Below are 11,852 nucleotides of genomic sequence, written 5' to 3' on the forward strand. Positions count from 1 at the left end.
GCGATGCTATTGTAGATTGACTCTTGTTCCCTTCGCAGGTTTTAACCTGATCAGGTTCCGCGGATCCCGAATTAACGGTCTCAGCCTTTTCCACTCATGCTGCTGTGGAAAATAAGCACTCCGACAAGAAGTAACCTCAGTAAAGAGGTAATGAATGTAAACTACGCGTTAATGCCGTAAATCTCAAGCATGACGTTTGAGAGTGCTACTCTCGTGCATCGCGTCAAATACCAGCATGATCAGCTTATCTTCCAGCACGAATCGGGCTTCCAGTGCCTCGCCGAGATCTGATAAAACCTGTTGAAATTCAAGGAAGTTATCATGATCAATCGCCGTTTCCAGGCTGGAGTCATAGTAGTCCATGATCAGCTGCGTATTGGCTTCCAGCAGCGGCCAAATTTTTGTGGCTTTTAAAAGCTGCCCGTTCCCTTCCAATTTATGGAGAATACGTTCATAAATACTGAAGTGTCCGGTGGAGAGGTAATCGACCAGGCTCTGACAAAAATCATCCAGCGCCTTTTCATTGAGTCGCATGTACGATTCTTTGCCAGGCTTAATGCCAACCAGATTGTAGTAAGCCACGAGCAGGTGCTTACGTACATGTAGCCAGCGATCAACCAGTTTATTACTTCCTCCGACGTGCTCCGTCAGGCTTTCCAGCTGGTTTAGCATGATTGACTCCGCAAGATGGTGTTTAGGAACTGCTCACCCGTAAATGTAAAAATAATGTAAACAACATGCCTGTGAAGCAAAGGTTGCGCAAGAGATATGGATCGTATAATTGAAAAATTAGATAGCGGCTGGTGGATCGTCAGTCATGAGCAAAAGTTATGGTTACCTCATGGCGAGCTACCTTATGGCGACGCAGCCCGTTTTGATCTGATTGGTCAGCGCGCGCTGCCAATAGGCGAGTGGGAAGGGGAGACTGTCTGGCTGGTGCAGCAGCAGCGTCGACACGATATGGGGTCGGTGCGCCAGGTCATTGACCAGGATGTTGGCCTGTTTCAACTGGCCGGACGCGGCGTACAGCTGGCGGAGTTCTATCGCTCGCATAAATTCTGCGGCTACTGCGGCCATCCCATGCACCCGAGTAAAACGGAGTGGGCGATGCTCTGTAGCCACTGCCGTGAACGTTATTACCCGCAAATTGCCCCGTGCATAATCGTCGCTATTCGCCGAGATGATTCCATCCTGCTTGCCCAACATGTTCGCCATCGTAACGGCGTGCATACCGTACTGGCGGGTTTTGTCGAAGTGGGTGAGACCTTAGAACAGGCGGTGGCGCGTGAAGTTATGGAGGAAAGCGGTATTAAGGTGAAAAACCTGCGCTATGTCACTTCTCAGCCATGGCCGTTCCCGCAGTCTTTGATGACCGCATTTATGGCGGAGTATGATAGCGGCGATATCGTCATCGACCCGAAAGAGCTGCTGGGAGCGAACTGGTATCGCTATGACGACTTACCGCTCTTACCCCCGCCGGGTACTGTCGCGCGTCGATTGATTGAAGACACTGTGGCAATGTGTCGGGCTGAGTACGAGTAAAGAGCGAGTGATGATACACTGATGGACTGACGCAATAAGGAACTGCAAAAATGACCGAACTGAAGAACGATCGTTATCTGCGTGCGCTGCTGCGCCAGCCCGTTGATGTCACTCCGGTATGGATGATGCGCCAGGCAGGCCGCTATCTACCGGAATACAAAGCTACCCGTGCCGAAGCGGGCGATTTTATGGCGCTGTGCAAAAATGCCGAGCTGGCCTGCGAAGTCACGCTGCAGCCGCTGCGTCGCTATAAACTTGATGCCGCGATCCTCTTCTCGGATATCCTGACGATCCCGGATGCGATGGGACTCGGGCTGTATTTTGAAGCAGGAGAAGGTCCACGCTTCACCTCTCCGATTACCAGCAAGGCTGACGTCGACAAACTGCCGATCCCGGACCCGGAAGATGGGCTGGGGTACGTGATGAACGCGGTGCGTACTATCCGCCGTGAACTGAAAGGCGAAGTGCCGCTGATCGGCTTCTCCGGTAGTCCGTGGACGCTGGCGACCTACATGGTTGAAGGCGGCAGCAGCAAAGCCTTCACCGTGATTAAAAAGATGATGTACGCCGATCCTAAAGCGCTGCATCTGCTGCTTGATAAGCTGGCGAAGAGCGTCACGCTGTACCTGAACGCGCAGATCAAAGCGGGCGCGCAGTCGGTGATGATTTTCGACACCTGGGGTGGCGTGCTGACCGGTCGCGACTATCAGCAGTTCTCCCTGTACTACATGCACAAAATTGTCGATGGCCTGCTGCGCGAGAACGAAGGTCGTCGCGTACCGGTGACCCTGTTTACCAAAGGCGGTGGTCAGTGGCTGGAAGCGATGGCGGAAACCGGCTGTGATGCGTTAGGTCTCGACTGGACCACTGACATTGCCGATGCGCGTCGTCGTGTTGGTCATAAAGTGGCGCTACAGGGCAATATGGATCCGTCCATGCTGTATGCGCCGCCAGCCCGCATCGAAGAAGAGGTGGCGACAGTTCTGGCAGGATTCGGTCAGGGTGAAGGGCATGTCTTTAACCTGGGCCACGGCATTCATCAGGACGTCCCGCCAGAACATGCGGGTGTCTTTGTGGAGGCGGTACATCGGTTGTCCGAACAGTACCACCGCTAAGGAGTCATCATGGGTCTCGCGTCATTACGCGCGCAGCAGCTTGAACTGGCTTCTTCAGTGATCCGCGAGGATCGTCTGAAGAACGATCCGCCGGATCTGATCGGCGGGGCGGACGTTGGGTTTGAGCAGGGTGGTGAAGTGACGCGAGCCGCAATAGTCTTACTGAAGTATCCCACGCTTGAACTGGTCGAATACAAGGTGGCGCGTATCGCCACCACCATGCCCTACATACCCGGATTTCTCTCCTTTCGTGAAACTCCCGCGCTGATGGCCGCCTGGCAACTGCTCTCGTACAAGCCAGATCTGCTGTTCGTTGACGGTCATGGCATTTCTCACCCGCGTCGTCTGGGCGTGGCCAGCCATTTTGGCCTGCTGGTGGACGTGCCAACGATTGGTGTGGCGAAAAAACGATTGTGCGGCAAGTTTGAACCGCTCGCTGCTGAACCTGGTGCGCTAGCGCCGTTGCTGGATAAAGGCGAACAACTGGCATGGGTCTGGCGCAGCAAAGCGCGCTGTAACCCGTTGTTTATTTCTACGGGCCACCGCGTGAGTATGGACAGCGCACTAGCGTGGGTTCAACGCTGTATGAACGGCTATCGTTTGCCGGAACCAACACGCTGGGCGGATGCGGTGGCATCCGAACGCCCGGCTTTTACTCGGCTTGCAGCAAAAACGCCCCATATCGGGTAAACTGCGGCTAATTTCCGTATTTGAGAACTCATCATGTTACAAAATCCGATTCACCTGCGTCTGGAGAAGCTGGAAAGCTGGCAGCACGTCACGTTTATGGCTTGTCTGTGCGAACGCATGTACCCAAACTACGCCATGTTCTGCAAGCAAACTGAATTTGGCGATGGACAGATTTACCGCCGAATTCTGGATCTGATTTGGGAAGCGCTGACGGTTAAAGACGCGAAAATCAATTTCGACAGCCAGCTGGAAAAGTTTGAAGAGGCCATTCCTTCTGCAGACGATTACGATCTGTACGGCGTTTATCCGGCGATTGATGCCTGTGTGGCATTAAGCGAACTGATGCATTCGCGTCTTAGTGGTGAAACGCTGGAGCATGCAATTGAAGTGAGTAAGGCTTCGATTACGACGGTTGCGATGCTGGAAATGACTCAGGCTGGTCGCGAAATGACCGATGAAGAGCTCAAAGAGAACCCTGCCGTTGAGCAAGAATGGGATATTCAGTGGGAAATTTTCCGACTTTTAGCCGACTGTGAAGAACGAGATATTGAGCTGATAAAAGGGCTGCGTGCAGACCTGCGCGAGGCTGGCGAGAGCAATATTGGTATAAATTTTCAGCAATGACACCACAAAACGTGATTTAACGCCTGATTTGTCGTGCCTGAAGGCTTCCCATCTGCCCCCGGTCTGGTCTACATTTGGGGGGCGAAAAAAAGTGGCTATCGGTGCGTGTATGCAGGAGAGTGCTTTTCTGGCATTTCCGTCGCACTCGATGCTTAGCAAGCGATAAACACATTGTAAGGATAACTTATGAACAAGACTCAACTGATTGATGTAATTGCAGACAAAGCAGAACTGTCTAAAACACAGGCTAAAGCTGCTCTGGAATCCACTCTGGCTGCTATTACTGAGTCTCTGAAAGAAGGCGATGCTGTACAACTGGTTGGTTTCGGTACCTTCAAAGTGAACCACCGTGCTGAGCGCACTGGCCGCAACCCGCAGACCGGTAAAGAAATCAAAATCGCCGCAGCTAACGTACCGGCATTTGTTTCTGGTAAAGCACTGAAAGACGCGGTTAAGTAATTCGCGTGGCAGTGAACAGTTTTAACGAAGGGGCGGTTTCGCCCCTTTTGTCCATCTGGCGTCATACGCTTTGGCTTTCAGGTGTTCTGTTACTGTCTGCCTGCGGTAGCCATTCTGAGCTTCCTCCTTTCACGGCCAGCGGCTATGTTGGCGATCAGGGGGCGGTACGCATTTGGCGTAAAGACTCCGGTGACGATGTTCACTTGCTCTCGGTATTTAGTCCGTGGCGTAAAGGCGAAACCACTACCAGTGAATACCGCTGGCAGGGTGATTCGCTCTCTCTGATAGAACTCAACGTTTACAGTAAACCGGCTGAACATGTCCGTATACGCTTCGATGACCGGGGCGAACTCAGCTTCATGCAGCGTGAAGTCGACGGGCAAAAGCAGCAGCTTTCCAGCGATCAAATCGCGCTTTACCGCTATCGCGCCGATCAAATTCGCCAGACCAGCGATGCGCTGCGTCAGGGCCGGGTGATATTGCGTCAGGGACGTTGGCATGCGGATAACACGGTCACAACCTGTGAAGGTGAAACGCTGAAGCCAGACCTGGAGTCGTGGGCGATAAACCATATCGAGCGCCGCCAGAGACATTCATCCGTAGAGGTGAGTGTGGCATGGCTGGAAGCGCCCGAAGGGTCGCAGCTACTGCTGGTCGCCAATGAAGATTTTTGTCACTGGCAGCCTACAGCCAAAACTTTCTGAAAACCTGAAGACAGGTAATCAGCAGGCCTGATCCCTATAGCGTCATCAGGCATTAAGTCTTTTACCAGTGCCCCATTCCCATATGGCCGCCGCCGCGATGGTTACCGCCACCGCCGCATCCGCCATAGCCCATACCCGCGCCACGTGGCACGCCAGCCTGCGCCATTGCGACATCGCGTTTAACGCGCTGCTCGTCCAGAGACTGATTCAACGCTTCCATCTCTTTTGCCACGGCATTAATTTTTGCCGTGTCCGGCGAGCTGGCCGTTAATAGTGCATTGTACTCATAACGTTTGGATGTCAGCTGTTGACGCAACGCGCTGGTCTGGGAGTAGTAATCATCATAGATTTTCTGCGCGGCAGCCTGCTGTTCAGCGGTCATTGGGGTACCGCCCCGTTGCTGCATTCCGTCGCCATATCCCCAGTGATTCTGCGCCAGTACCGGGGTGGAGCCCAGTGCGATAAGAGAAAGTGCAATCAGCGCCAGTTTGTTGTTCCGTTTCATGGTTCGTTCTCCTGTTGGTTAGCTTACATTCCCTTTTGCATCTTCCGTGCCAAAGCGGCAATCCCAGTCCTGCGGGCGTTGTACTCGCTGTCTTTGCAGGGAAACGAGTAAAAATGACTCGCCAGAACGCGCCTGCGGGTCATTTTTACCCGTTACTTTCAGCTGTTTGTGTCTGAGGGCAGGGTTATCAGGGGGAAAAAATGGCATGATTTCTGCTGTATACCTGCAACGATGAAAGGAACTGGCGGGGTGAAGGGAGAACGTATGCGTCTTTATAAGGATACGGTGGCAAAGTGGTTGAGCCGACTCTTGCTGGCGGCAATCCTGATTTTGGTCGGCTGGTTTTCGATTATGACCATTCGGGACTATGGGCGGGAAAGTGGTGCCGCGCGGCAAACGCTACTGGAAAAAGGCAGTGTGCTTATTCGCGCTCTGGAGTCTGGTACGCGCGTAGGCATGGGGATGCGCATGCATCATGCCCAGCAGCAGACGCTGTTGGAGGAAATGGCCGTACAACCTGGCGTGCTATGGTTTGCCGTCGTCGATGAGCATGGTGTCATTATTACCCACAGCAATTCCGCGATGGTCGGTAAAACGCTCTATTCATCGGATGTCCTGCGACAGCTTAGTCCAGGGGAGCAAGAAAGCTGGCGGAATATTGAGATCCCGGTGGGAGACGGTGAAAAAACGCCAGCCCTGGAAATTTATCGCCAGTTTCAGCCGATGTATGGTCCAGGACGCCACGGCATGGCGCGCTGCGCCAGCAATGATGGGCAGCTTATCTCCCCAGCACAAACCATATTTATCGCCTTTGATGCCAGCGATCTGATAGCGACTCAGGCAAGGGAGTGGCGTAACACACTGATAGTCCTGTCTGCGCTGGCGGCTGTGTTGCTGGCCACCGTGCTGACGTTCTTCTGGTATCAGCGCTATCAGCGCTCGTACAAAGAACTCCAGGATGCGATGAAGCGTAAAGAAAAACTGTTAGCACTTGGTCATCTTGCGGCTGGGGTGGCACATGAAATTCGTAACCCGCTTTCATCGATCAAAGGGTTAGCGAAGTATTTTGCCGAGCGAACCCCGGCAGGAGGCGAGTCGCATGAGCTGGCACAGGTGATGGCGAAAGAGGCGGATCGTTTAAATCGGGTGGTGAGCGAGTTGCTGGAGCTGGTGAAACCTGCACATCTGACACTGCAACAGGTGGATCTCAATGAGGTTATCACCCACTCATTACACCTGGTGAGTCAGGATGCGGCAAGCCGGGAAATCCAGCTCCGCTTTTCGGCCAATTGTACGCTGCCCGCTATCCAGGCCGATCCTGACCGACTGACTCAGGTTTTGTTGAATCTGTATCTGAACGCCATTCATGCGATTGGTCGTCAGGGCACGATCACGGTTGAAGCGAATGAAAGCAGCGGCGATCGCGTTAAAATTGTGGTTACCGATACTGGGAAGGGGATTGCGGCGGAACAGCTGGAGGCCATTTTTACGCCTTACTTTACGACCAAAGCTGACGGAACCGGTCTCGGGCTGGCGGTAGTGCAGAACATTATCGAACAGCATGGTGGCACCATTCAGGTGGCAAGCGTTGAGGGCAAAGGTGCGACCTTTACCCTTTGGCTGCCGACCAAAGCGAAACAACAGGATTAACAAGGATGACGCGCGGAAAAATCAATATTCTGGTAGTCGATGACGATATCAGCCACTGCACCATTTTACAGGCGCTGTTGCGCGGCTGGGGTTATGAGGTCGCGCTGGCCTATAGCGGGCGAGCGGCGCTGGAACAGGTGCGCGAACGCGTATTTGATTTAGTGTTGTGTGATGTACGCATGGCGGAGATGGACGGCATCGCAACGCTGAAAGAGATTAAAGCGCTGAATCCGGCGATTCCGGTCTTGATCATGACGGCGTTCTCCAGCGTGGAGACCGCCGTGGAGGCGCTAAAAACCGGGGCGCTGGACTACTTAATCAAGCCGCTGGATTTTGACCGTCTGCAGGAGACGCTGGAAAAGGCGCTGGCGCATACGCGGGAAACGGGCGCTGAACTGCCATCGGCGTCGGCTGCGCAGTTTGGCATGATTGGCAGCAGTCCGGCGATGCAGAAGTTGCTCAATGAAATCGCGATGGTTGCGCCCTCAGATGCCACAGTGCTCATTCACGGAGACTCCGGCACGGGTAAAGAGCTGGTGGCCCGGGCGCTGCATGCCAGCAGCGCCCGTCGCGATAAACCGCTGGTGACGCTCAACTGCGCGGCGCTTAATGAATCGCTGCTGGAGTCCGAACTTTTTGGTCACGAGAAAGGCGCGTTTACCGGGGCGGATAAACGGCGGGAAGGGCGCTTTGTGGAAGCTGATGGCGGCACGTTATTTCTTGATGAAATCGGTGATATTTCACCGCTGATGCAGGTGCGTCTGCTGCGGGCTATCCAGGAGCGAGAAGTGCAGCGCGTTGGCAGCAATCAGACTATTGCCGTTGATGTCCGGCTGATCGCCGCCACGCATCGCGATCTAGCGGAAGAAGTCAGCGCCGGGCGCTTTCGTCAGGATCTCTATTATCGCCTGAACGTCGTCACCATTGAAATGCCAGCGCTGTGCCAGCGCCGGGAAGATATTCCGATGCTAGCCGAACATTTTCTCCAGCGTTTTGCCGCGCGTAACCGTAAAGCGGTGAAAGGCTTTACTCCGCAGGCGATGGATCTGCTGATCCACTACGACTGGCCGGGCAATATTCGTGAACTGGAAAATGCGATTGAGCGCTCGGTGGTGCTGCTGACGGGGGAATATATTTCCGAACGCGAGTTGCCGATGGCGATTGCCGCGACGCCGATAAAAACGGAATTCAGTGGCGAGATCCAACCGCTGGTGGATGTCGAAAAAGAGGTGATTCTGGCGGCGCTGGAAAAAACGGGCGGCAATAAAACGAAAGCCGCCCGTCAGTTAGGCATTACGCGTAAAACGCTGCTGGCGAAAATTTCGCGTTAGCGTTGCTCGCGTTCAATGGCGCGCCAGCCGATGTCGTTACGGCTGAAGCTGCCATCCCAGCGGATGTCGGTCATCAGGGCGTAAGCGCGTTTCTGCGCTTCAGCCACAGTATGACCCAGGGCGGTGGCGCACAGCACGCGACCGCCGCTGGTCAGCACGCGATCGTCATCGGCGAGTTTCGTGCCCGCATGGAACACTTTCCCGTCTTCTACTTCTTCCAGCGGCAGACCGTGGATCTCATCACCGGTGTTGTAGTTGCCCGGGTAACCTCCGGCGGCAATGACGACACCCAGCGAGGCGCGTTCGTCCCACTCGGAGGTTTTCTCATCCAGCTTGCCGTCGCAGGCGGCCAGGCAAAGCTCCACCAGGTCCGATTTCATGCGCAGCATGATCGGCTGGGTTTCCGGATCGCCGAAGCGGCAGTTGAACTCGATAACCTTCGGATTGCCCTGCTTGTCGATCATCAGACCCGCGTACAGGAAACCGGTGTAGGTATTCCCTTCCGCTGCCATACCTTTTACGGTTGGCCAAATAATGCGTTCCATGGTGTGCTGATGCACTTCATCAGTTACCACCGGCGCGGGTGAGTAAGCACCCATACCACCGGTGTTCGGGCCGGTATCGCCGTTACCTACGCGTTTGTGGTCCTGGCTGGTGGCCATCGGCAGCACGTGCTCGCCGTCGACCATCACGATAAAGCTCGCTTCTTCACCGTCGAGGAACTCTTCGATAACGATACGGTGGCCCGCATCGCCAAAAGCGTTACCTGCCAGCATGTCATGAACGGCGGCTTCAGCTTCTTCCAGCGTCATCGCCACGATAACGCCTTTACCGGCGGCCAGACCGTCGGCTTTGATGACGATCGGCGCGCCTTTCTCACGCAGATAGGCCAACGCTGGCTCAATCTCAGTGAAGTTCTGATATTCCGCCGTCGGGATCTGGTGACGGGCGAGGAAATCTTTGGTGAAGGCTTTGGAGCCTTCCAGCTGTGCAGCACCTTCGGTTGGCCCGAAGATCTTCAGGCCAGCGGCGCGGAACGCATCGACTACGCCAATCACCAGCGGCGCTTCCGGGCCGACGATGGTCAGGTCAATTTTCTCGTTCTGGGCAAAGCTCAGCAGAGCTGGAATATCGGTGACGCTGATAGCCACGTTCTGCAACGCGGGCTCCAGTGCGGTACCGGCGTTACCCGGTGCGACAAAAACGGTATCAACCAGCGGGGACTGTGCGGCTTTCCAGGCCAGGGCGTGCTCGCGCCCGCCGTTGCCAATCACTAATACTTTCATCGTCTGCTCCGTGGATTAATGGCGGAAGTGGCGCATGTCGGTAAAGATCATCGCGATACCGTGTTCATCGGCAGCGGCAATGACTTCGTCATCACGGATAGAACCACCGGGCTGGATAACGCAGCTCACGCCAACGGCGGCGGCAGCATCAATACCATCGCGGAACGGGAAGAAGGCGTCAGAGGCCATTGCAGAGCCTTTCACTTCCAGACCTTCGTCAGCCGCTTTAATCCCGGCGATTTTTGCGGAGTACACGCGGCTCATCTGGCCTGCGCCTATGCCGATAGTCATGTTCTCTTTGGCATAAACAATGGCGTTGGATTTCACGAACTTGGCGACTTTCCAGCAGAACAGTGCATCGCGCAGCTCTTGCTCGGTCGGCTGACGTTTGGACACCACGCGCAGTTCGCCTTCGCTCACCATCCCCAGATCCCTGGCCTGAACCAGCAAACCGCCGTTAACGCGTTTGAAGTCGAGGCCCGGTACACGTTGTGCCCACTGACCGCAGGTCAGAACGCGAACGTTCTGTTTGGCGGCGGTGATTTTCAGTGCGTCTTCGGTTGCGGACGGGGCGATGATCACTTCCACGAACTGACGGGAGATAATTGCCTGCGCGGTTTCGGCATTCAGTTCGCGGTTGAAAGCGATGATGCCGCCGAATGCGGAGGTCGGGTCGGTTTTATAGGCGCGGTCGTAAGCGTCGAGAATAGAGGTACTTACCGCCACGCCGCACGGGTTAGCGTGCTTAACGATCACACAGGCTGGCTCGCTGAACTCTTTCACGCACTCCAGCGCCGCGTCGGTATCTGCGATGTTGTTGTAGGAAAGCGCTTTGCCCTGTACCTGCTGTGCGGTGGCAACGGACGCTTCTTTAACATTCTCTTCTATATAGAAGGCAGCCTGCTGGTGGCTGTTCTCGCCGTAGCGCATATCCTGCTTCTTAATAAAGTTCAGGTTCAGCGTACGCGGGAAACGCCCGGCGGCCTCTTTGCTCTCACCGTGGTAAGCCGGAACCATGCTGCCGAAGTAGTTGGCAATCATGCTGTCGTAGGCGGCGGTGTGTTCGAAGGCTTTAATCGCGAGGTCAAAGCGGGTTTCCAGAGTCAGGGAGCCTTCGTTGGCATCCATCTCTTTAATAATGGCGTCGTAGTCGCTGCTCTTCACAACGATCGCTACGTCTTTATGGTTCTTGGCAGCGGAACGCACCATGGTCGGGCCGCCGATATCAATGTTCTCTACCGCATCTTCCAGCGAGCAGCCTTCACGGGCGACGGTCTCGGCGAATGGATACAGGTTTACAACCACCATATCGATAGGGGCGATACCGTGCTGTTCCATAATTCCGTCATCCTGACCGCGACGACCAAGAATGCCGCCGTGGACTTTCGGATGCAGGGTCTTCACGCGTCCATCCATCATTTCCGGGAAGCCGGTGTAATCGGAAACTTCGGTCACTGGCAGACCTTTCTCCGCTAACAGGCGCGCAGTGCCACCTGTAGACAGCAGCTCCACACCACGTGCGGAAAGTGCCTGAGCGAATTCGATGATACCGGCCTTGTCAGAAACACTGAGCAGAGCGCGGCGGACTGGACGACGTTGTTGCATGGTAAATCCCCTGGATTTGACTATTACAGAGAGCGTTAGGTGAATTCTTGGCTAAAAACTCAGCTAACGCCCCTTACGGGGCATCCTTGTTTTGCGGGGGCATTGTAACGAAAACGTTTGCGCAACGCTCGCGAATTTTTAATTTTCGATTTTGACCTCTTCTTTTTCTGTTGAAGGAGGCTGATATAACGAGAGGATCGTAGAAACGATCGTGTGGTTTGTGGATAACTCTGTGTGTAAATGGGTATAAGGCGGGGTTTCGCTGTGGAATGCAGCAGTCAGTCATTTTTCTGTCATTTAAGGGTTGCGGGCCGCAGGAAACTCCCTATAATGCGCCTCCA

At 54.6% G+C, this 11,852-nt stretch carries 13 protein-coding genes and 1 riboswitch; of the genes, 8 read left to right on the plus strand and 5 right to left on the minus strand.

What is annotated here, in order from left to right; genetic code table 11:
* Nucleotides 1–10 precede the first annotated feature (10 nt).
* Nucleotides 11–133: riboswitch (TPP riboswitch) on the minus strand.
* A 50-nt stretch (nt 134–183) separates the two neighbouring features.
* On the minus strand, nt 184–672 hold the full coding sequence (locus OGY37_RS04700) for an Rsd/AlgQ family anti-sigma factor (RefSeq protein ID WP_003826892.1): 489 nt from the start codon (nt 670–672) through the stop codon (nt 184–186).
* Nucleotides 673–768: 96 nt separating this feature from the next.
* Between OGY37_RS04700 and nudC the strand changes: the two genes are divergently transcribed.
* The 6 genes from nudC to OGY37_RS04730 all read left to right on the plus strand — a co-directional run bounded on the left by nudC (nt 769) and on the right by OGY37_RS04730 (nt 5,134).
* Nucleotides 769–1,542: an NAD(+) diphosphatase gene (gene nudC / locus OGY37_RS04705; protein ID WP_286620254.1), complete on the plus strand. Its 774-nt coding sequence runs from the start codon at nt 769–771 to the stop codon at nt 1,540–1,542.
* 50 nt (nt 1,543–1,592) lie between these two features.
* Nucleotides 1,593–2,657 carry a uroporphyrinogen decarboxylase gene (gene hemE, locus OGY37_RS04710; RefSeq protein ID WP_286554043.1) on the plus strand — a complete coding sequence of 355 codons (1,065 nt, stop codon included), beginning with the start codon at nt 1,593–1,595 and terminating at the stop codon, nt 2,655–2,657.
* A gap of 9 nt (nt 2,658–2,666) precedes the next feature.
* Nucleotides 2,667–3,347, plus strand: a complete 681-nt coding sequence (gene nfi, locus OGY37_RS04715) for a deoxyribonuclease V (protein WP_286554045.1) — start codon at nt 2,667–2,669, stop codon at nt 3,345–3,347.
* Nucleotides 3,348–3,380: 33 nt separating this feature from the next.
* The gene (locus OGY37_RS04720; protein WP_003842015.1) at nt 3,381–3,971 is read left to right on the plus strand and encodes a YjaG family protein; all 591 of its coding nucleotides are present in this window, start codon (nt 3,381–3,383) and stop codon (nt 3,969–3,971) included.
* Nucleotides 3,972–4,157: 186 nt separating this feature from the next.
* On the plus strand, nt 4,158–4,430 hold the full coding sequence (gene hupA, locus OGY37_RS04725) for a nucleoid-associated protein HU-alpha (protein ID WP_001044509.1): 273 nt from the start codon (nt 4,158–4,160) through the stop codon (nt 4,428–4,430).
* Nucleotides 4,431–4,441: 11 nt separating this feature from the next.
* Complete coding sequence (locus tag OGY37_RS04730; protein ID WP_032945667.1) at nt 4,442–5,134, plus strand: DUF1481 domain-containing protein; 693 nt, start codon at nt 4,442–4,444, stop codon at nt 5,132–5,134.
* Between the two features lie 61 nt (nt 5,135–5,195).
* Here OGY37_RS04730 and zraP read toward each other — a convergent pair whose 3' ends face one another.
* Both zraP and OGY37_RS04740 read right to left on the minus strand, forming a co-directional pair.
* Nucleotides 5,196–5,639: a zinc resistance sensor/chaperone ZraP gene (gene zraP / locus OGY37_RS04735; protein ID WP_032945657.1), complete on the minus strand. Its 444-nt coding sequence runs from the start codon at nt 5,637–5,639 to the stop codon at nt 5,196–5,198.
* An 18-nt stretch (nt 5,640–5,657) separates the two neighbouring features.
* Nucleotides 5,658–5,846, minus strand: a complete 189-nt coding sequence (locus tag OGY37_RS04740) for a hypothetical protein (protein ID WP_149282155.1) — start codon at nt 5,844–5,846, stop codon at nt 5,658–5,660.
* A 57-nt stretch (nt 5,847–5,903) separates the two neighbouring features.
* On the opposite strand from OGY37_RS04740, the gene zraS reads away from it, so the two are divergent.
* Both zraS and zraR read left to right on the plus strand, forming a co-directional pair.
* Nucleotides 5,904–7,289 carry a two-component system sensor histidine kinase ZraS gene (zraS, locus tag OGY37_RS04745; protein ID WP_286620256.1) on the plus strand — a complete coding sequence of 462 codons (1,386 nt, stop codon included), beginning with the start codon at nt 5,904–5,906 and terminating at the stop codon, nt 7,287–7,289.
* A 5-nt stretch (nt 7,290–7,294) separates the two neighbouring features.
* Nucleotides 7,295–8,620: a sigma-54-dependent response regulator transcription factor ZraR gene (gene zraR, locus OGY37_RS04750; RefSeq protein ID WP_126319564.1), complete on the plus strand. Its 1,326-nt coding sequence runs from the start codon at nt 7,295–7,297 to the stop codon at nt 8,618–8,620.
* Here the strand turns inward: zraR and purD are convergent.
* Both purD and purH read right to left on the minus strand, forming a co-directional pair.
* Nucleotides 8,617–9,906, minus strand: a complete 1,290-nt coding sequence (purD, locus tag OGY37_RS04755) for a phosphoribosylamine--glycine ligase (RefSeq protein ID WP_126319562.1) — start codon at nt 9,904–9,906, stop codon at nt 8,617–8,619. The two genes, zraR and purD, sit on opposite strands and share 4 nt — an antisense overlap.
* A gap of 15 nt (nt 9,907–9,921) precedes the next feature.
* The gene (gene purH / locus OGY37_RS04760; RefSeq protein ID WP_286620260.1) at nt 9,922–11,511 is read right to left on the minus strand and encodes a bifunctional phosphoribosylaminoimidazolecarboxamide formyltransferase/IMP cyclohydrolase; all 1,590 of its coding nucleotides are present in this window, start codon (nt 11,509–11,511) and stop codon (nt 9,922–9,924) included.
* Between the last annotated feature and the right edge of the window lie 341 nt (nt 11,512–11,852).

The organism is Citrobacter sp. Cpo030 (assembly GCF_030333005.1).
GTDB lineage: Bacteria > Pseudomonadota > Gammaproteobacteria > Enterobacterales > Enterobacteriaceae > Citrobacter > Citrobacter portucalensis.